Origin of the sequence: Aureispira sp. CCB-E (genome assembly GCF_031326345.1) — a bacterium.
Taxonomy (GTDB): Bacteria; Bacteroidota; Bacteroidia; order Chitinophagales; family Saprospiraceae; genus Aureispira.
Genome location: NZ_CP133671.1, coordinates 5,191,443 through 5,210,685 on the forward strand (window position 1 = coordinate 5,191,443; position 19,243 = coordinate 5,210,685).

Consider the following 19,243-nt stretch of genomic DNA (forward strand, 5'->3'; position numbering starts at 1 on the left):
GATATGCGCTGTGAAGTTAAGCAATCCCTAGAGCAAAATCGCAGATTTTGCATTCTATCTATAAAACCAAATAAAAGAAGCAATATTTAAGCAGCAAATTTTTGAGTATTGATATAAGGCTGCTGCCTATTAATAACCGCATAAACTCTACCCAAAATTTTGTTTGCGATATTATTCAAAATAAGCATGGGATTCTTTCCTTCACTTTCTTTTTTTAGGTAGTAGTTATTTAATTCTCTATCCGCTCTTTTAGCATTGAGAGCACCTATTATTAATAGACTTTTTAATTTTTTATCAGCAAAGGGACTTACTTTTGTCCTGCCTTTTATACTTGTTCCAGATTGAAATGGGAATGGCGCAACTCCCGCATAACAAGCTAACTTTTTTGCGCTTTTGAACTTTGAAAAACCACGAGTTACTATGATCAAATAAGTAGCAATCTGAGGACCAATACCAGGAATACTTTGGACCAACTCATAATCTATCTTAAGTTGACGTTCAGATTTTATAGTGGCTAAGATTGCTTGTTTGATTAACTTCAAGTTCTTCTCTAAATTATTCAAGATACTCTTGCTTGATTTTGTCAATTCTTTAAGCATTTCCTTTGGCAAAAAAAGCCTCTAATTCTTTATTGCTCTTATATTTTTTTATAGACTTAACAATCCTTTCTCTTTGATAATGAAGGACTTTTAGTTTTTCTATTGAAGCCAGGTTGTTTTGACTCAAACTTAACTTCATTCGATTAAATAAGGTATATTGGGCAATTCTATAAGCATCTATTTTATCTGACTTTCCTCTACTGAGTCCTTTACTCAAGAACAAATCTAAAGGAGATAATTGACAGTAATCAATATCTAGTTCTTCCAATGTACATGCAAGTAAAGAGCTATAGACTCCTGTATTCTCAAAAGCTACTACAAAATCTTTATCTCCTAATTGTTTAACAATGTTTAAAAAGAAAGTCTTAGTTTCTCTTGTTTTGTTAGCTATTGTACAAGCTGATATAACAATTTCATTGGATGAATTAAGTGCTAATAAGTCTAAGCTTAATTTAGATACATCTACACCAATGTAATGGGAATACTTTTTCATAATTTAGATCATTAATTTGATGTTGAATTTCTTTCACGCCTTTAGTAGATCTGCTAATCTATTATTCTATTTGAAGCTATTCAACGAAGGGAGAATCTAGAGGACTAATGCAAAATATAAGCCTATTAGCTTTGCTAATAAGATAGTTCACCTCTACTTCTCTTTTTTCTAATTATACGACTTTATTTAGTTCATAGAATTACCTGATACAAAGTAAAGGCTAGTAATTTTTTCTTCGTGGTACTAGCAAAATCTACGATTTTGCGGAGCCTCACAAAAGGATGGACTTTAGCTTTAGCCCAAACGGCGGGATAGCGATATACGCATTGTTGTATTTCTGCCTTTTTTATTTTTATTCTGTTGGACTTGCTAATGCACTAAATATGAACTATTATTGTATAAGACTAACTTGTTCCCCACGAGTTGTAATTTACTAAATTCTTCAAAACGATGAAAACTCACATCTTGGCATTATTATGCCTTTTAATTAGCTACACTACTATAGCACAATACACAGTAACAACAACAATGAATACTTATCAGGATTTAAGTAATCCTATTTCTCTAAATCAGGGAGCAATGTGGACAGATGCAACAACATATCAAATTTTTTTCAACTTTGATTTTGATATTTATGGGCAGAACTTTACAGCTCTTAATGTCTACGCTGGAGGTGGTCTGCATTTTCCAGGTTTAGGAAATAAGCAGTTATTTGTTGTTCATTCTCCTTTTGGAGGCTATTTTCTTACAGATAAGGGGACATCCTCTTCACAGTCTCCAATTGGGTATGAGATTTCTGGGACAGCAGGAAATCAAATTTTAAAAATTGAATGGAAAAATGCAGGATTTCCTCAAACTGTTCCCAATCCCAATCCAGCTGACTTCATAGACTATCAAATTTGGCTATTTGAAAGCGACAATCATATCGAAATTCGCTTTGGTCCAAATCAATTCAACAGAGAGTCCTTTGGTCAATCGCCAGGAACTCAAACTTTGAGTGTTAAGTTTTTATATGATACTTGTAATGATATGCTTGGTCTTCAAGGATCCGCGAATTTACCATCGTATTCGTTTTATAATTCGTGCGTCCCCAATTATACTTTTATAGATGGCTCGCCCAATGCAGGGATTACATATGTTTTTAATCCAAGTGTAGGAACAGCTGTTACCAAGGTAATTGAAAAAGAAATTAAGGTTTATCCTAATCCTACTTCTAGTGAGATTTTAATTGAGGATCTCTCTGAATCGTTTGAGCTTAAACATCTTGAAGTCTGCGATATTACTGGTCGAATTTTATTGATGAATGATAATTTTGAACAGAATTTTGAGCTAATTTCTGTTTCACTAAATGATTTGTTGGATGGGATTTATTTTTTGAAGTTAATAGGCAAAGAAGGAACTATTATCAGTAAGAAAATAATAAAAGAAGGTAATTAGTTCTTTTGTCGATTAGTTGGAAGCCCAAAAACGTCGAAAATTGGTTGAATACAACCTTACTGCATATGCCCGTGCAGAAGAGCAAAACACGAAAAATAGGCGTTCCAGGAGAGCAAAATCTGTGATTTTGCGGCTTGGACAAGAACCCAATCTTTAGCGTCTCATAGTGGTCTGGATGGACATATGAAGATTGTTACCTACAGTTTTATTTTTATTTCCAAAATTGCCACCAAGCTTTCTTTTTAGGCTGTGGAGTATTTTCCTCTCTTTTATTTTTCACGTGTTGGGCTGCTTGCTCTTTTAAATTTTCAAGAATCTCGCCCCCCTTTTCAAGCTCATCTAGTTCTTTAGGGATAAGCAATATGATTTGTTTTAGAGATACCTTTTGAGTTCCAATATTCCATGTGTCTCCATAATCAAAGAGTAAGTTTTGACCTAATTCCCAATTTTCCATATTTACTCTACAGTCTGCCCACATTCCTTCATTCCCAACTCTTGTAATCCAAGATTTAATAAAATAAGTATCTGCTTTAGGAAAAAGTTGATTATTTAGTTCAGGATATACAGCTTGTAAGATATCTTGTGCATCATTCCCATTTACAAATTCAATATTATCACCTATCATTTTCTTCTGAGGTCCAATAATTATTTTCCAGCCTTGAATGATTTCTGGCTTAACAAATGGGTTATAAAAAACTGATTCAAGAATCCCAATTTTTTCAGAATCTTTAGAGCTAAATAAGTAATCTATCACTGGTACGTCAACTTTAGCTAACTCATCGATAGCACCTTTTATATCGTATTCTATATAGCTTGTAAAAATGGAAACGTTTTCACGTAACTCAAGATCACCTTTTCCGACAGCGGTATAATTTATAGAGACTCCACTTTTCCCTTCTACTTTTCCTTCGCCGAACTCGTACAGAGCATCTATTCTGTAGTCATTATTTTGTAAGGTTTGTTCAAAGAAATCTTCATTTTCTTTTTCTTGAATGGAATTAAAGGAGTCTTTAAAGCCTTCAAAAGTATATTTTTTTAAATCATCAGATTCCATGGATTAGCTTAAGTTTGATTAAACAAAACCCAATATATGATATTTTATTTAATATTTTTCGATTTTTAATTGTAGGTAACGGCAGTGGATAGACAGTAGCGAAAAGGCAGCGCCGCTTCGCCGAGCTAACCAATATAGCAAAACTCCGGCTTTAGGATCGTCCCCATAGTCGCTATTGCTCTGTGCACATTGTTAGCTACAGTTATTTTAAGTTTATTCTTCGTCCTTCAAAAGAGTCAAATTCAATAGGATCATTACAAGAATTCACTTTTTCGAAATGTTTTTTTTCTAGTATTTCTAGAATTTGCTTTTTTTCAGCTTCATCATAAAATTCAAAATGAATAATTCCGTATTTACAGATATAGAATATGGTTTTTGATTTAGGAAAAGTCATGTAAGTTTCTGGAAGACTAGCATTACATCGAATTAACCAGAAGAGATGAGGAATGAATTTTAAAATTTCGTTCTCTTTTAGAATGAAACCTCCATCAAAGTTTTTATTTATTTTTTCTTCCAGGTAATTCATTGCTCTACTGATAGGAGCATAATCATTTTCTTGAAACCAGCTATTTTTTATAAGACCCAAAATAAGTATTGATGATTCATTTAAACTTTGTCTGATGATATTTAGAATATCTGCAATGTCATTTAAATAGACGATGGTATCTGTTTTAGTCGACTTAAATAATGCTCTACCACAGAAATTTAGTTTAGTTTCTTTTTCAAAGGGGAAGTAATCTTTCTTTTTTATAAATTCATCGATTGCTTCTTGATTTAGTCTTTGTGCAGCTTCTTTTGTGAGTTTTTCAATCTTATCATTTTCAAAGAGGATTTCTTCTCCCTCTTTATACTGATGAGATAATTCAGGATTATAAGTTGAGTTTTGCAACTGAATTATAAAGGTTGAAAATGTGGGATTGAGTTTTAGAATTTCTTTTCTGGAGGCAATCATTTTTGCGTGATTTTTATTGAATTGTAGCTAACGGCAGTATATACTCTATACGCAAAGTCATGCCCCAATAAATGTAGCTATTCCCTGAAGAAAAATCTGCGATTTTGCGTCGTCTCACATGCAGATGGACTTTAGCTTTAGCCCTGAACTGCGTATGGTAGTATATACATTGTTATGAGCTGTTTTGTTGTACTATTAGAACCATTTTATTAAGAAATTTCAGTTTCTCTGACTACTAAAGGATTGAACCATTTAGATTTAGAGTATATGTCGATTTTTTTAGGATTTAGAACGCAAAGTCCCATACAAATTATCCAGTGAATTGATAGAAGAGTTAAGCAACATATGAAAATGTAGATACTTTTTCCTAAAAGGCTTTTGTTTTCGTTTTCTCTATAATTAATGTAATCATTTAGACTCAAAAAAGCTTTTGAATGAGTTTTCATGCCATATACGTTTACAATTCCCATAGAACCATTCAACTTTTCATGAATACCATGTGCTTCTGATTTTTTTATACTGAACTCAATTTTTTGATTTTTAGAAAGAGTCCCTAAATATTTCAAATCTGCTCTATTAATTGATTCTAGTCCAAAGTCATTTAATATGTATCGATTGTTATTTTCTTTTACATAGAAAGTAAATGTTGAATTTACTTCAGGTTTTGATTTTAAAGTTAAGGATATAGATTTGAAATTTGTTATTTCATCCTTTTTATAAGCGAATAGAATAATGTAACTCCCTAGGACTATACAAAAGATATTGAAAGGAATAAGGTATTTATTTAATGTGAGCATAGGTCTTAATTAAGATGTTTTGAAGCTTGATATATACTTTAAAGCAACATTGATTTTGTGTACATAATTCCGTGATTTTTTTTTGATTGCTCATAACGTGAGTGCCTATGGCTATGCGAACCGAAATATAGCCAATCTCCAAAGCAAAATCTACGATTTTGCGTCGTCTCACATACGACACGATTTTAGCTTTAGCCCTAAACTGGGCATGAGCATATGCACATTATTAGGCACAGTTCTATACTTTTTTTAAGGGTAAGTCTTTACTTAGCTTGAATATAGAATCATCTAACTTCTTTCTTTCAATTTTTTGAGGGACAAACTTTCTATCACAAGTGGGAAACCCATTAACATCCCATGCAATAACCATAGAGTTTAAAGTGCTATCAATTACATCAGTACAAGCATTTTTTTCATTGTTTTTGGGAAACTTTTTAGAACAGTAATATACATATTCAACTGTATAGTCTATAGGTTCGCTGAGAAACTTAATTTCGAATATAGTAATATTACATTTAAAACCTAAGAACTTTTTATGTCCTTCTGACTTTACATCAATTATTTTAGTTTGATTTTTATCTTCTGAACAGTAATACCAGAATATAGAATCTCTTTTAGGGGAATATGAAAAATTTTTTCCTTCATCTTTTAGAAGTAGCCTTTCTTCTATAAGAGTGTTTTGGGAGGAATAATACTTGGATAAAACTTTATTCCCTTTCACATACTTTATAAGTTTAGTGCCTGTAATTTCAGACAATCTTTCATCACTGACTCCTTCAATGTTTGATTTTGTGATTATTTCGTATGTAATTATCCCTTCAAAAATTTTTGGAGCTTTATGAAGAGAGTTTTCTTGAGGGAAAAATAACGAGCAAATTAATAAGATTGAAGAAATACTTTTCATGCTTTAGAATCAGTTTGAGGTTTTTATGATTTATTGTAAAGTCTTTAAAATAGAAAGTTTGAGTTTGGGATGAAAAATTGTGCCTAACGGTCGTCTTTGGTACGCCCAATTCCATTCACCACCCAAGATGAATTAAAATTTTTAGGTTCATTTCTCGGATATTCGTCTACATTTGTCTACATAGTTTAGCATAACAAAAGGTCATATCTTATTTTAATAAATAAGTAAGCCAATTGTTATTAGACGTTTATTTATTACCCTACAAAGTAAGTTTAGTTTGACTGCTGTTTTTTTTGTTAAAACAAAATTAATTCATTTTTGAACAAAAAAACAACATTATTAGATATTATTAGGAATAAAGCCTGACTGCGCGTACGCATACGCAAGGCAGAATTATTTTTCGTATATTAAAAGCATGAACTATGATAACTTAAAAAAGAATCCGACAAATTTCTTGTCTCTAACGGGCCTAAAGGTAGAAGAGTTTGAAAAACTTCTATCCGTATTTTATGGTGTATGGGTTCGATATTTTCGATGGCATACATTGGAAGGTAAAAAACATAAATTTCCAAATGCTAGACCAGAGCAAGACACCAAAACATTAGCTACTGTCGAAGACAAATTACTATTTGTATTGGTTTATTTAAAAAATTACCCTTTGCAGCAATTTCAAGCAGCCAATTTTGGGCTGTCCCAAGCAAAGGTTAGTATTTGGATGAAACTACTTCAACCATTGCTATTAGAAAGTCTCAAACAACTAGGAGTTGTGCCCTTACGAGAAGGGCATAAATTGGCACAATTACTAGAAGAATTTGGTGACGATTCTTATAACCAAGACGTAACAGAACGTAGTATACATCGAAACTCTGACCAAGATGTTCAAGAAAGCCAATATAGTAACAAAAAAAAAGACATTCCATAAAGAACAACTTGATTGGTGCTAATAGCCAGCAAATTTTGTTCTTAAGCCAGACACGCGATGGAACTGTATTTGATAAGCGAATTGCTGATGAAGAAAACTGTACTTTTCCTGAAGGAATCTACCTTCGTCAAGATAAAGGTTTTCAAGGTTATGCTCCTCCAGGAGTCCACATACAACAACCAATTAAAAAGCCAAGAGGTAAGCAATTAAGTGCTGTTGCAAAATGGTTTAATGCTTCTTTTGGGAGTATGAGAATTTCAATTGAGCATGCTATCTCAGGCATAAAACGTTGTTTGTTGGTCTGGATGACAGTCGCCACCTAGCAGAAATGAAATACACGAATGAGAAAGGAGAGGAAGTTGTTGCAAAAGTGAATTATTTGAAATTAACTCGAAAGTAGTCGTTAAGCTTAATTTTAGATAATAGAGGGTAAGTTTCATTGAAGCTTATCCTTTATTTTTTTAGACTGAAAAAGTATGTTAAAATTGGCAATAATTTGATATTTTTGATATTGAGTTATAAACCTTATCTACCATGAAAAAAGCCATTATATATATCATAGCAATCAACCTTTCCCAAATCATTCGTTTTTCACCACTGATTCTCATCACAGGAATATTGAACTCCTGCTATATTGGGGAGCATAGCACAGAGCGCCAAAGAGCTATAAAGATTAATGTAAAAGAAGCAAAAGGATTAGTATTGAAAATTGAAGAATACATTCCTGAAAATGATTCTCTTACTTTTTTGGATATAACATTTCACAATCCAACAGATTCACATCGGACAGCTTATTGGTATAACTTTAATTATGCTAAAAATAAAATTCCGTTAAGCCTCAATATCTCTGTAAAAGAGAAAAATGGTGATTATCTATGGCATAAATTCACTATGTCTTATTATATGGATCCAGGAGTGTATAAGATGTATAAAAAGTATACTGAGCAAATAGATATAATGCCAGGAAGTACCTTTAAAAGAAGAGTAGAATTAAATTGGATAGGAAAAAAGAAAGGAGAGTATGAGTTTACACTTCATTATTTTAGGGATGTTTTGGAGTCAAATACTATAAATGTAAGTGTTAAATATTAGTATTATATTATTCAGATGGTGTAGGTCAATCATGGTTGTTTTGATTTTAGGTTATCGTAATATTGAGGACTGCCTACTTTTTGCTTATCTAAGTGAATTGTAGAAATGGCATAAAACAAAGAACATTTTTGTAAGTAAGGCATAAGTATAAATGTCGGATAGTCTGGTTTTAACAGATAAAAAGTGTCCTTTTGAATGCAAATTCTGTATAAGTTCATCCTTTAAAACAGTTGACATTTGCTCCCATTCATCGTAGTCTAAGTTATTATTCAGTCTTATGGAAATCTGAGCTGAGAAATGATATTTATCTACTTCAATATTAGAAAATAACAGACCTTCAGAATAAACGATATATTCTAATTCATTTTCATCAACCAAAGCATTAACAGCTTGTTTTAGTTTATCCTCTTTTATCTTGAGCAATTTTTTCTCATAGTTTATCAAGGTAGTATCACACGCCCGAAGCAAAGAGTTAAAGGTTATTTGCCACTCCTGGAGTTGACGTTCTAAATCAACTAAGAGAAAAGGATCCCCCAATCACATCTATCACTCTGTTCTAAAACATCTTGATAAAAATCTTCTATTTCTTTACGTTGAGGGAGAAGAACAGAATCCTCTAGGTAATCGACAAGGCTTTGTAAATCTTCTTTTATCCATGTTTGCAATACTATATTTTTATTGACGTAAGCAGTATCAATAATTCCTACTTTAGTGGATTGTCCTACCGTTACAGTATTGATAGACAACATCAAAGACATAAGAAGTATAATAATTAACATAGATTTATTATTTAGGTGGACAAAAATAGTTAGGGTAGCTGTGAAAAAGAATAAAGCTACCCTACTTAGGATAAATTTAACCTACCCTAAAAGATGAGTTTTACCAATCCACCCCATCCAAAGCATCATTCACCACCTTATTGGAAAGGTGCAAATAAATCATAGTTGTTTCAATCTTAGAATGCTGTAAAATCGACTTCAGAACATGTAATGGAATTTTAGAAGCTAAATGAGTCGCAAAGGTATGCCGAGCCACATGGCTGCTAATTGCCTTATTAATCCCAGCACGAGCCGCCAACAATTTCAACGTTCGATTAAAATATTGATTGGTATATTGATGAAAAACTAGGACATGAGGAGCTGCGCCAGAAATTAAATGTTTTTGGATGAGCTGCTCAGGTTTCTTCAAGTGCAATTTGTACAAAGGAAGTAAAAGTTGCTTGCCTGTCTTTTGGGCAATGATGTTTAGGAGCAGACCTTCTTTTTCCTGTTCAATGTTTTGGTGTTGAATATTACAAGCATCTGAAAAACGCAAACCTGTATAACAAGAAAACAAAAACATATCTCGAATCAACTCCAGATAAGACTCTTTGGGAGAAAAACTCAAGGCTTCTAGGCGCTCGACTTCCTCCCAGACCAATACTAGGCGCTCAGTAGCGACCGTTTTAGGCTTAAATTTTAAGTATGGATTTTTATGCGCTTCAAAACTTCCTTTACTAATAGCCAAATTAATGTATTTGCGTACTTGTTTGTGATGTGTGAATACGGTATTGGTGTGCAAATTCTTTTTATATAAAAAGGTATCAAAATCGTGAATCAAGTTAAAATTCAATTCTGAGAATTGAACATCTTTTCGAAAGTCAGTCCAATGATTGAGCGCAGCTTTGTGTTTCCCCTTCGTTTCTTTAGATAGTTTGGTATCTGCAGCAAGTTCGCAACGCCAAAAATCAGTAAAAGACTCTACATCTTCATAACGAAAGAAATCTTCTACCTGGTTAATAGTAATAACGCCGTTCTTTTTGATGCAATCCAAAGCAAAGGCTTCTAGTGCATTAATTTGTCTTCTAATTTCAGCATTGTATTGAAAAGTGTTGGGATGATCAATAACTTGCTTGAGTCGTTTGCTCCATTGAAAGGGGGTAACGTAAATTCCAGTAGAGAAGAATTTACATTGGTCTTTTGTGTAAGCTCTGATTTGAATTAGTCCAGTTCCGTTCTTTCGTAGTTTGTTTTTGTAGTTGTGGACAACAGAAAATTGAATCATAGTTTGTTCTTTTTTATAGAAAGCTACGGAAAAAGCCTTCTATTTGGTGAACAAACGAAGAACAAAAAGCCCTGTAAACAGATGTAAAAGAGAGAAAAGCGAACAAAAAATAAAAGCAGCATTAAACGGCTGAAACAGCGATGTAGCCTATGTTTTATGCTGCTAAATGTAGACTTTTGATAGTCTGAGTAGCGCCCACAACAGAATGAGTAATGCATTTTATATCACTCTGTGAACGAATAAGATAAGAAAATTGTTTTATTTCGGGTACTAAAGTAGGGCAAAAAGAGAAAGGCTTCTTTCTACACAAAGTAACATATTGTCAATATGCCTCAAGATTAGGAATTCTTAGAGTTTTTTTAATAATCTCCATCATTTTTCCCTTATCTCAGTGCCTACCTATCTTGACTAACTCTATCAATCTGTTTTTCAAAAAAAGAGCCTTCTAGAACAATGGGCAACTAAGCGCTAATTTATTGAAATTACACAAGAGCTATTTTACCAACTGTACTCGGGGTGTTCAGTGCAACAACACGATAAAATTAGTGGGATCTCATGGACCCACTTAATTTTGATCGCTAATTGTTGTATGCCGTACTTTTTACATTTTCTCTCTGAACCAATTACTTACTTGTGCAATTGACTCATTTACTTCAACATCTTGGTCGTAGTAATTAAATTGGTGGAAAGGCGAATCCAATTCGGTATTCATCCAATATAATTTTTTGTCAGTCGTGACAATGTCATTAAAAAACTTCTTGGTGTAATTTGGTAATACCGCTCCATCTGAATGTACCATCAATACAGGTTTATTGATTTGTTTAGCATAAGGCATTGGGTCTATTGTTAGCCAATCTTCCCAACTTGCAACGGCAAATTTGTCGTTGCTCCATTCTTTTACTGCACCTCGTTCTGGATTTAGATAATAATCATAAGGTCCATACATTGCAGCGGTTTCATCAGTTTCAGATATACTTGGAATGTATTTTATTTCTCCTGTTTCCGCATAGGTTTTCTTCGCCTCTTGTGCCGCTTTAATTTTTGTTTGAACACCTTCTTCTCCACCATAAAATAGTTTTACAGCTTCGGCATCGTGTAACCAAGAAGCTACGGTAGAAACTGATTTAATCCTATTATCTTCCGCAGATGCCATAAGTGTGTACATAGCTCCAGCACACACGCCAAAAGCACCAATTTTATCGTTATTAACTTCATCTAATGATGCTAAATACGTTACTGCGTTTTTAACATCTTCTTTTTTAAGGTTAGGGCTTTCAAAAAAACGTGGTTCTCCTTCGCTTTCACCAAAATTTCTGAAATCAAAAGCCAAAGTAATAAATCCTTCTTTTGCTAACTTTTCGGCATATAATCCTGCCATTTGTTCTTTGACGGTAGTCCAGCTTCCTGAAACTACAATAGCCGGATACTTTTTACCTGACTCATAATTTTCAGGGTAATATAGGTTCCCGATTAAATTCAATCCTTCACTTTTAAAATTTATTTTCTTCATTGTTTCTTGTTTTACTGTTGTTGTGGTTTCTGAAATGTTTTGAATTTCTGTGTTATTTGATTTTTGACCACACGAAACCATAAGTGTGGTTATGATTGTTATTACTATTATTCTTTTCATATTGGTTATTTTAATTTATTTAACAATCCAAAAGCACGAGCCGCAGTTATTGGATTAAAAATTTCTACATATTCTGTTATTTTTTCCTCCTCATTAAACTTAAATATGGAATAGTAATCATTGCTATAAACTCCTGCATTGTTCTTCAATTTGATATTACCTGTATATTTTACGAATACAATATTTGGGTCTTCCATAGCGTATATTGCATCTATAGGAAAAGACATTCCATCAAAATTGGGAAATACAGGTTCCCAATACTTTTTAATGGCTTCTTTTCCGTTAGCTCCTTTTGGAAATATATCGGAATGATAGGGGTTTATATGCTTTGCATCTTCGGCAAATAAATTGGCTACTTCGGTAGCATTTTCATTTTCTAATGCTTTAAAAAATGCTTTTACAACTGATTTATTTCGTTCGCCAACTGTTGGTTGGTTGGGTTTTCCTGCTACTTTATTAATTGCTTTTTGTGGAAGCGATAGATTTCCATCTTGGTATTTTAAGTTGAAGGTCATTGCACTCACTTTCCATTGCTTGTTCTCTTTAATTAATTCAAAATTGTACGTACCGACAACTGTCCAAACCGAACCATTTTCATCTTCTAAATAGTGTGTAGCCGTTCCATAAGCAAAAACTTCTGCCTTATCATTTTGAATGACTTCTTGAATGTTTCCTATTTGATGATGCGTATGGGTAAATCCTGGCAAAATGGTTTTCCAAGCATTAGTAATTTGATTAGGTGTTAATTTTGATATTGGATTTCCCATAGAGGAATAATCTAACAGGACTTCATTGGCAAAATAGTTTTCTAATTTGCCCCATTGGTTTTGGTCGGTGGCTACAAATAACTGTGTAACCACATCTTTTGGTTGTTCCATATGCTGTGCTTTTAATTGTGCTAAAACAAGTATTAATAGTGTTGTAAGTATTGTTCTCATAACTCTTAAATTTTATGACAATACAAAGTTGCACAGATAGAAGCGACATTAGTTTATAAAATCAAAGCAAGAAGTATGAAAATCAAAGAATGGTTTCTTTTCTATACGTATTCGGTGATTTAGAAGTCAGTTTTTTAAAGAAACTACTAAAGTTATTAGGCGAATCAAAATAAAGCGAATAGGCAATTTCTTTGATACTTTTCTCGGTATGAATGAGTTGTGATTTCGCTAAATTTAACAGATGATTTTGGATGTGTTGTTTAGCGGTTAAGCCAGTAATCTCTTTAACAATTTTATTCAAATGATTAGGATGTATGCTCAGTTTTTGAGCGTAATACGAAGTGGAATGTAAATTAGCAAACGTTTCTAAAGCTTTATTTTGAAAACTCGTTTCAATGAGGGTTTGAAAACGTGATAGCAATTTCAAATCAGTTTTCCTAATGGCTCCCAAAGCATCCTTTTGTGAAATGCTTTTGCCAAAATAACGTTTCACAAAGTTCAGTAGCAATAAGACGTAAGATTCAATCAGTTGAAATTTGTCAGACTTGTTATTTTGATATTCTGACTGTATAGATTGATAGATTTTGGAAATAGTTTCTACATCTTCTTGTGCTACTTCAAAAGGCATATCCTTTTCAATTTTAAGGAATGGGAAATGCTGTAAAATATCCTGCAAAAAATAAGATTTAGCAATAAACTCTTGCGAAAACATAATATAAAACCCTTCCCAATTGGGTTTTATGTCCCAAGATAAAATTTGAAAAGGCGAATTGAAAAAGATAGTCGCTCCTTCGGGAAAATCAGTATGATGACCTACTCTTGCTTTTCCACTTCCGCTTGACTTTACAGCAATGGCATAAAATTCGTGCCTAAATGGTGGCATTTCATTTATTACGGTGGCCATATTGTCCTGAAAATTCCGAATATCGAAATGCGGATGTATAGGCGATGAAATGTTAATCGCTTTGCAATATTCTGGTATGGTTTTATAATGATTCACGTAGTTCTATTGTATGGCATACAACGTTGCTATATATAACGTGCCGCAAGCTATGCGCCACTAAAGATAAGTTTTTCCCAGAGCAAAATCGTAGATTTTGCGGAGTCTCACATACGACGAGAATTTAGCTTTAGCCCGTACGTGGGATGGCGATATACAGATTGTTAGATGCAGTCTTTTTTATTTTATAGTAAGCCAATAACTTTTTTATATGCTTTCAATGAATTTTCAATCTCTTTTCTAGTTATGTCATTTGGATTTCCCCATCGATTTAGAGCTTCAGAGTCTAAATTTCTCTCAAGAGTATGCAGAAGAAGCTTTTTCAATTCATTCACAATTTTTCCCTCAAGCATAAATTGAGCAAAACAGATTCCAATTATTACTTGATCTGTTCTTATTGCATAATGAAAAGCATCATATTTATCTTTGATTTCATCAAGAAACTTACGAGGGAGTTTTTTAGTCCAAATATTGAAGTTTTCAGCTTTGTCACACCATGGATTTAGTTTGCTTTTTAAGAACTCAACGGAACATTTATTGCGGTTTTTAGGTCTCCACTCGAGGTAATCCATCCAAGAATCCCAAATTCTATCAGAACATGAAATATCCATTTCTCCATAAGAAGTGAAAAATTCAGGAGTTATAGCCAATACTTTTTTAGCATCGGGATGCAACTGAAATTTGTAATCTTTTAATAAAGAGTCTTCCAATTCTTGTAATGAATTTCTCATAGTTTAATAGGTTTCGTGGGATAGCTTTAATACTCATCCCAACTAATATCTTTAGCAAAATCAAACCAATTTAGCTTTTCTATCTCTTCCAATACTTTAGATTCAAATGGAGGGGTGAATTGATTTTGAAAACAGATTAATGTAAGTTCAGAAATACCACCAATTTCAGGTTTTGATGTACCATGATGTCTTAATCCTGCAACACAAATAAAACTTGGAAGGCTCATGGGCTTACCAAATGGATATTCTCTTCCTATATCTATTGGAGTTTGTTCTGGTTCAATAAGAATGTATTTGGCATCATTAGTTAGTTTTAATGCTTTTTGAGGAATAAATTTTAAAATTCGTTCATTCATTTTATCATGAGGTACACCTTCAATAAGCCCTTCATAAGTATGCCATTGATGAAGACTCGTAATACTAACTGTTTTATCTTTAAAATTTATTTCCATAGTACTTGTCATATTCTTTTGGGTGAACCTTGATTGCATCTAACGTGAGCGCCTATGACGTGCCCGAAGCTATGCGTAACGAAATATAGCTAATCCCTAGAGCAAAATCGCAGATTTTGCGGAGCGAGATATGCCACGAGGCTTTAGCTTTAGCCCGACTGGGATGACCATATATAGATTGTTATCGACAGTTTATTGTTTTTTTGTTTTTGATGGATTATATAAGGAGTAGTAATAATCAAGAGCATCGTTAATTTCATCAAAAGATTCATCAACTTTTTTGTCTGGAATTAGGTCATCCATCACATAGAAGGAAGTTACGATTTTAATGGAGTTGCCGTTTTCAGGATAAATAATATACCCTGGAATATGTCTTTCTTCTTTACTAGGGTATAAATGTAACGAATAATGGCTTAAGGATGGGATGAATGTTGAGAGTTTTTCGTGATTTACAATACTATCTATCAAATTTGACATTTCTTCATATTCAATCATGCTTTCATTTTCGTAAAAGTGTAAATGCGAAAAATATGAATTTTTTGTTTTGTTCCATCTTTTTTCTAGCGCAGGGTTTGATAGAGCAATCTTTTTAAAAATTTCGATATTGTATTTTTCTTTAATCCATTTGAGACTATGCTTTTTATCTACCCAAAAGAAAGCTATTTTTAAAAGCATGTAAATATCTTTAGAATGAGCTCTTGCTACATGTAATGAGTCTTCGTGTAAAAATAGACTAAAAGATCCGTTCATATAGTGGTTGTTTAACCCAAAGCCTCTTTCCTTTTCTGCACGGTAGTTATAACTGAAATGTTCTAATCCCCATGAATGTTCTAATTTTAGTTTTGAACCAAATTCTTTGAAGGAGGTTTTAATTGTACTATAAAAATCGTCATCAAGCATTTTGAATAAAGTTTATTAGTAGTTTAGTTGATAATTTTATATGATATTCGGTAATCATATGTGGTAAGCAATATCTGTTTTTTTTATCCTTTGCGAAAGTTTTTATATGTTTTTATGAATATAACTTAAGAATTTAGAATTCGTTTTTGGTAGGTGAATTGTCGATAACGGCTCGTGTATATTGCGTGGTACAAGCCATGCCAATATAAAGATAGCCATTCCCGAAGCAAAATCGCAGATTTTGCGGTGTCGTACATGCGTTCATTCTTGTAAGACTATTCCCGATTCGTACCATGAAAATATACACTTTGTTGTGCTGGCGTTGTTTATTCGCACGAGATAGATTTATCTGGATTAGATAGGAGATAACAGAATTTTCCTTTTTCTTCCCCTGATTTAGAGTAAATAATTGTTACCCCTTTATTTTTAAGATGATTCTCAATGGTTTGGGAATATAAAAACTCTTTAAACTTTTTTGTTTTAGGGTCAATTTCATACTCAGATAGGAATTGAAACCTTTCGCTTTTCACTTTTATGTCATTTTCAAAGTAGTCGAATCTGTAATCCATTGATTTGTAATCTTCAAGTGAAATAAGCCACTTTCCTTGTTTATTACCATTTAGATCTATTTTATTTAAGGTGTCTAGTCCTATTATTTCATAACCAATGTATTCTTTGATTTTTTTATTAAAAAAAGTTATCAGAGGTTTTCTTTTATTTTTCCATCCCACTATTTTATAATCTAGCCAAAATTGGCAATCACATTCTGCTTCTGGAATGGGTTCTAATAATTTATCTGGATTTTCAGGGTCAAAACCAGGATGTATTTGTTCGTAAAATAAATTTAGAGTATCATTTGTTAGTTTAAATTTTCCTTTGAGATTTAGAAAATCAATACTACAATTATCTGCTGCTTGAAGCTTTAGTTCAAGAGTATCCTTCTTTACTTTAGAAAATAGAAGTTTGTTTGAAGGATAAGCTATGTTTTCACAGTTATGTTTGTGAAAATATGCAATTTGAATTTTTCCTCCAAGTTGTTTTTCTATATTAGAGTTTTGACTGTAAATGTTAGTGGAGTACAAAAAAGCAATAAAAAATATGAGTTTCATGTTTAGTTTTTTCGTTAATGTTGCACAACGGCAGTGGATAGACAGTAGCGAAAAGGCAGCGCCGCTTCGCCGAGCTAACCAATATAGCAAAACTCCGGCTTTAGGATCGTCCCCATAGTCGCTATTGCTCTGTGCACATTGTTAGCTACAGTTATTTTAAGTTTATTCTTCGTCCTTCAAAAGATTCAAATTCAATAGGATCATTACAAGAATTCACTTTTTCGAAATGTTTTTTTTCTAGTATTTCTAGAATTTGCTTTTTTTCAGCTTCATCATAAAATTCAAAATGAATAATTCCGTATTTACAGATATAGAATATGGTTTTTGATTTAGGAAAAGTCATGTAAGTTTCTGGAAGACTAGCATTACATCGAATTAACCAAAAGAGATGAGGAATGAATTTTAAAATTTCGTTCTCTTTTAGAATGAAACCTCCATCAAAGTTTTTATTTATTTTTTCTTCCAGGTAATTCATTGCTCTACTGATAGGAGCATAATCATTTTCTTGAAACCAGCTATTTTTTATAAGCCCCAAAATAAGTATTGATGATTCATTTAAACTTTGTCTGATGATATTTAGAATATCTGCAATGTCATTTAAATAGTCGATGGTATCTGTTTTAGTCGACTTAAATAATGCTCTACCACAGAAATTTAGTTTAGTTTCTTTTTCAAAGGGGAAGTAATCTTTCTTTTTTATAAATTCATCGATTGCTTCTTGATTTAGTCTTTGTGCAGCTTCTTTTGTGAGTTTTTCAATCTTATCATTTTCAAAGAGGATTTCTTCTCCCTCTTTATACTGATGAGATAATTCAGGATTATAAGTTGAGTTTTGCAACTGAATTATAAAGGTTGAAAATGTGGGATTGAGTTTTAGAATTTCTTTTCTGGAGGCAATCATTTTTGCGTGATTTTTATTGAATTGTAGCTAACGGTCGCGCTATATGCCGTGCCACGAAATGTGCGCTATGAAGATAAGTAATCTTGAGAGCAAAATCGTAGATATTGCATTCTATCTATAAAACCAAATAAAAGAAGCAATATTTAAGCAGCAAATTTTTGAGTATTGATATAAGGCTGCTGCCTATTAATAACCGCATAAACTCTACCCAAAATTTTGTTTGCGATATTATTCAAAATAAGCATGGGATTCTTTCCTTCACTTTCTTTTTTTAGGTAGTAGTTATTTAATTCTCTATCCGCTCTTTTAGCATTGAGAGCACCTATTATTAATAGACTTTTTAATTTTTTATCAGCAAAGGGACTTACTTTTGTCCTGCCTTTTATACTCGTTCCAGATTGAAATGGGAATGGCGCAACTCCCGCATAACAAGCTAACTTTTTTGCGCTTTTGAACTTTGAAAAACCACGAGTTACTATGATCAAATAAGTAGCAATCTGAGGACCAATACCAGGAATACTTTGGACCAACTCATAATCTATCTTAAGTTGACGTTCAGATTTTATAGTGGCTAAGATTGCTTGTTCGATTAACTTCAAGTTCTTCTCTAAATTATTCAAGATACTCTTGCTTGATTTTGTCAATTCTTTAAGCATTTCCTTTGGCAAAAAAGCCTCTAATTCTTTATTGCTCTTATATTTTTTTATAGACTTAACAATCTTTTCTCTTTGAGAATGAAGGACTTTTAGTTTTTCTATTGAAGCTGGGTTGTTTTGACTCAAGCTTAACTTCATTCGATTAAATAAGGTATATTGGGCAATTCTATAAGCATCTATTTTATCTGACTTTCCTCTACTGAGTCCTTTACTCAAGAACAAATCTAAAGGAGATAATTGACAGTAATCAATATCTAGTTCTTCCAATGTACATGCAAGTAAAGAGCTATAGACTCCTGTATTCTCAAAAGCTACTACAAAATCTTTATCTCCTAATTGTTTAACAATGTTTAAAAAGAAAGTCTTAGTTTCTCTTGTTTTGTTAGCTATTGTACAAGCTGATATAACAATTTCATTGGATGAATTAAGTGCTAATAAGTCTAAGCTTAATTTAGATACATCTACACCAATGTAATGGGAATACTTTTTCATAATTTAGATCATTAATTTGATGTTGAATTTCTTTCACGCCTTTAGTAGATCTGCTAATCTATTATTCTATTTGAAGCTATTCAACGAAGGGAGAATGTAGAGGACTAATGCAAAATATAAGCCTATTAGCTTTGCTAGTAA

Annotated in this window: 22 protein-coding genes; 4 read left to right on the top strand and 18 right to left on the bottom strand. The window is 32.6% G+C overall.

The window, feature by feature from the left end:
- Positions 1-86: 86 nt before the first annotated feature.
- The gene (locus QP953_RS20080) at positions 87-563 is read right to left on the bottom strand and encodes an IS110 family transposase (protein ID WP_309552634.1); all 477 of its coding nucleotides are present in this window, start codon (positions 561-563) and stop codon (positions 87-89) included.
- A 28-nt stretch (positions 564-591) separates the two neighbouring features.
- Complete coding sequence (locus tag QP953_RS20085) at positions 592-1,092, bottom strand: transposase (protein ID WP_309552636.1); 501 nt, start codon at positions 1,090-1,092, stop codon at positions 592-594.
- A gap of 450 nt (positions 1,093-1,542) precedes the next feature.
- Between QP953_RS20085 and QP953_RS20090 the strand changes: the two genes are divergently transcribed.
- The gene (locus tag QP953_RS20090; protein WP_309552638.1) at positions 1,543-2,529 is read left to right on the top strand and encodes a T9SS type A sorting domain-containing protein; all 987 of its coding nucleotides are present in this window, start codon (positions 1,543-1,545) and stop codon (positions 2,527-2,529) included.
- Between the two features lie 211 nt (positions 2,530-2,740).
- Here the strand turns inward: QP953_RS20090 and QP953_RS20095 are convergent, their stop codons facing one another.
- The 4 genes from QP953_RS20095 to QP953_RS20110 all read right to left on the bottom strand — a co-directional run bounded on the left by QP953_RS20095 (position 2,741) and on the right by QP953_RS20110 (position 6,236).
- A complete protein-coding gene (locus tag QP953_RS20095; RefSeq protein ID WP_309552640.1) occupies positions 2,741-3,583 on the bottom strand; it encodes a DUF6348 family protein in 843 nt (280 codons plus the stop codon).
- 202 nt (positions 3,584-3,785) lie between these two features.
- Positions 3,786-4,535: a hypothetical protein gene (locus QP953_RS20100; RefSeq protein ID WP_309552641.1), complete on the bottom strand. Its 750-nt coding sequence runs from the start codon at positions 4,533-4,535 to the stop codon at positions 3,786-3,788.
- 209 nt (positions 4,536-4,744) lie between these two features.
- Positions 4,745-5,332, bottom strand: a complete 588-nt coding sequence (locus QP953_RS20105; protein WP_309552643.1) for a hypothetical protein — start codon at positions 5,330-5,332, stop codon at positions 4,745-4,747.
- Between the two features lie 238 nt (positions 5,333-5,570).
- A complete protein-coding gene (locus QP953_RS20110; RefSeq protein ID WP_309552644.1) occupies positions 5,571-6,236 on the bottom strand; it encodes a hypothetical protein in 666 nt (221 codons plus the stop codon).
- Positions 6,237-6,651: 415 nt separating this feature from the next.
- Here QP953_RS20110 and QP953_RS20115 point away from each other — a divergent pair, with 415 nt between their 5' ends.
- The 3 genes from QP953_RS20115 to QP953_RS20125 all read left to right on the top strand — a co-directional run bounded on the left by QP953_RS20115 (position 6,652) and on the right by QP953_RS20125 (position 8,250).
- Positions 6,652-7,158: a transposase family protein gene (locus QP953_RS20115; protein ID WP_309552646.1), complete on the top strand. Its 507-nt coding sequence runs from the start codon at positions 6,652-6,654 to the stop codon at positions 7,156-7,158.
- Positions 7,159-7,193: 35 nt separating this feature from the next.
- Positions 7,194-7,481, top strand: coding sequence for a transposase family protein (locus QP953_RS20120; protein ID WP_309552647.1), 288 nt, complete (start codon positions 7,194-7,196; stop codon positions 7,479-7,481).
- A 211-nt stretch (positions 7,482-7,692) separates the two neighbouring features.
- Complete coding sequence (locus QP953_RS20125; RefSeq protein ID WP_052600070.1) at positions 7,693-8,250, top strand: hypothetical protein; 558 nt, start codon at positions 7,693-7,695, stop codon at positions 8,248-8,250.
- An 84-nt stretch (positions 8,251-8,334) separates the two neighbouring features.
- Here QP953_RS20125 and QP953_RS20130 read toward each other — a convergent pair whose 3' ends face one another.
- The 12 genes from QP953_RS20130 to QP953_RS20185 all read right to left on the bottom strand — a co-directional run bounded on the left by QP953_RS20130 (position 8,335) and on the right by QP953_RS20185 (position 19,102).
- On the bottom strand, positions 8,335-8,787 hold the full coding sequence (locus QP953_RS20130) for a hypothetical protein (protein ID WP_309552648.1): 453 nt from the start codon (positions 8,785-8,787) through the stop codon (positions 8,335-8,337).
- Positions 8,766-9,029: a hypothetical protein gene (locus tag QP953_RS20135; RefSeq protein WP_309552649.1), complete on the bottom strand. Its 264-nt coding sequence runs from the start codon at positions 9,027-9,029 to the stop codon at positions 8,766-8,768. The genes QP953_RS20130 and QP953_RS20135 overlap by 22 nt, the downstream gene beginning before the upstream one ends.
- A gap of 100 nt (positions 9,030-9,129) precedes the next feature.
- Positions 9,130-10,293, bottom strand: a complete 1,164-nt coding sequence (locus QP953_RS20140) for a site-specific integrase (RefSeq protein WP_309552650.1) — start codon at positions 10,291-10,293, stop codon at positions 9,130-9,132.
- Between the two features lie 601 nt (positions 10,294-10,894).
- Complete coding sequence (locus QP953_RS20145) at positions 10,895-11,923, bottom strand: alpha/beta hydrolase (protein ID WP_309552651.1); 1,029 nt, start codon at positions 11,921-11,923, stop codon at positions 10,895-10,897.
- A 5-nt stretch (positions 11,924-11,928) separates the two neighbouring features.
- Positions 11,929-12,861, bottom strand: a complete 933-nt coding sequence (locus QP953_RS20150) for a nuclear transport factor 2 family protein (RefSeq protein WP_309552652.1) — start codon at positions 12,859-12,861, stop codon at positions 11,929-11,931.
- 82 nt (positions 12,862-12,943) lie between these two features.
- Positions 12,944-13,861: a helix-turn-helix domain-containing protein gene (locus QP953_RS20155; RefSeq protein WP_309552653.1), complete on the bottom strand. Its 918-nt coding sequence runs from the start codon at positions 13,859-13,861 to the stop codon at positions 12,944-12,946.
- 185 nt (positions 13,862-14,046) lie between these two features.
- Complete coding sequence (locus QP953_RS20160) at positions 14,047-14,592, bottom strand: hypothetical protein (RefSeq protein WP_309552654.1); 546 nt, start codon at positions 14,590-14,592, stop codon at positions 14,047-14,049.
- 26 nt (positions 14,593-14,618) lie between these two features.
- Positions 14,619-15,044: a hypothetical protein gene (locus QP953_RS20165; protein ID WP_309552656.1), complete on the bottom strand. Its 426-nt coding sequence runs from the start codon at positions 15,042-15,044 to the stop codon at positions 14,619-14,621.
- Positions 15,045-15,236: 192 nt separating this feature from the next.
- Positions 15,237-15,944 (bottom strand): hypothetical protein, encoded by a 708-nt coding sequence (locus QP953_RS20170; RefSeq protein ID WP_309552658.1) that lies wholly within the window; start codon positions 15,942-15,944, stop codon positions 15,237-15,239.
- A gap of 326 nt (positions 15,945-16,270) precedes the next feature.
- Complete coding sequence (locus QP953_RS20175) at positions 16,271-17,053, bottom strand: hypothetical protein (protein WP_309552660.1); 783 nt, start codon at positions 17,051-17,053, stop codon at positions 16,271-16,273.
- 151 nt (positions 17,054-17,204) lie between these two features.
- The gene (locus QP953_RS20180; protein ID WP_309552661.1) at positions 17,205-17,954 is read right to left on the bottom strand and encodes a hypothetical protein; all 750 of its coding nucleotides are present in this window, start codon (positions 17,952-17,954) and stop codon (positions 17,205-17,207) included.
- 143 nt (positions 17,955-18,097) lie between these two features.
- Positions 18,098-19,102: an IS110 family transposase gene (locus QP953_RS20185; RefSeq protein ID WP_309551837.1), complete on the bottom strand. Its 1,005-nt coding sequence runs from the start codon at positions 19,100-19,102 to the stop codon at positions 18,098-18,100.
- Between the last annotated feature and the right edge of the window lie 141 nt (positions 19,103-19,243).

What these genes read in the sequence shown, in the direction of transcription:
- QP953_RS20085 (WP_309552636.1), bottom strand. Translation starts at nt 1,092, where the DNA reads ATGAAAAAGTATTCCCATTACATTGGTGTAGATGTATCTAAATTAAGC.
- QP953_RS20090 (WP_309552638.1), top strand. Translation starts at nt 1,543, where the DNA reads ATGAAAACTCACATCTTGGCATTATTATGCCTTTTAATTAGCTACACT.
- QP953_RS20095 (WP_309552640.1), bottom strand. Translation starts at nt 3,583, where the DNA reads ATGGAATCTGATGATTTAAAAAAATATACTTTTGAAGGCTTTAAAGAC.
- QP953_RS20100 (WP_309552641.1), bottom strand. Translation starts at nt 4,535, where the DNA reads ATGATTGCCTCCAGAAAAGAAATTCTAAAACTCAATCCCACATTTTCA.
- QP953_RS20105 (WP_309552643.1), bottom strand. Translation starts at nt 5,332, where the DNA reads ATGCTCACATTAAATAAATACCTTATTCCTTTCAATATCTTTTGTATA.
- QP953_RS20110 (WP_309552644.1), bottom strand. Translation starts at nt 6,236, where the DNA reads ATGAAAAGTATTTCTTCAATCTTATTAATTTGCTCGTTATTTTTCCCT.
- QP953_RS20115 (WP_309552646.1), top strand. Translation starts at nt 6,652, where the DNA reads ATGAACTATGATAACTTAAAAAAGAATCCGACAAATTTCTTGTCTCTA.
- QP953_RS20125 (WP_052600070.1), top strand. Translation starts at nt 7,693, where the DNA reads ATGAAAAAAGCCATTATATATATCATAGCAATCAACCTTTCCCAAATC.
- QP953_RS20135 (WP_309552649.1), bottom strand. Translation starts at nt 9,029, where the DNA reads ATGTTAATTATTATACTTCTTATGTCTTTGATGTTGTCTATCAATACT.
- QP953_RS20140 (WP_309552650.1), bottom strand. Translation starts at nt 10,293, where the DNA reads ATGATTCAATTTTCTGTTGTCCACAACTACAAAAACAAACTACGAAAG.
- QP953_RS20145 (WP_309552651.1), bottom strand. Translation starts at nt 11,923, where the DNA reads ATGAAAAGAATAATAGTAATAACAATCATAACCACACTTATGGTTTCG.
- QP953_RS20150 (WP_309552652.1), bottom strand. Translation starts at nt 12,861, where the DNA reads ATGAGAACAATACTTACAACACTATTAATACTTGTTTTAGCACAATTA.
- QP953_RS20160 (WP_309552654.1), bottom strand. Translation starts at nt 14,592, where the DNA reads ATGAGAAATTCATTACAAGAATTGGAAGACTCTTTATTAAAAGATTAC.
- QP953_RS20165 (WP_309552656.1), bottom strand. Translation starts at nt 15,044, where the DNA reads ATGGAAATAAATTTTAAAGATAAAACAGTTAGTATTACGAGTCTTCAT.
- QP953_RS20170 (WP_309552658.1), bottom strand. Translation starts at nt 15,944, where the DNA reads ATGCTTGATGACGATTTTTATAGTACAATTAAAACCTCCTTCAAAGAA.
- QP953_RS20175 (WP_309552660.1), bottom strand. Translation starts at nt 17,053, where the DNA reads ATGAAACTCATATTTTTTATTGCTTTTTTGTACTCCACTAACATTTAC.
- QP953_RS20180 (WP_309552661.1), bottom strand. Translation starts at nt 17,954, where the DNA reads ATGATTGCCTCCAGAAAAGAAATTCTAAAACTCAATCCCACATTTTCA.
- QP953_RS20185 (WP_309551837.1), bottom strand. Translation starts at nt 19,102, where the DNA reads ATGAAAAAGTATTCCCATTACATTGGTGTAGATGTATCTAAATTAAGC.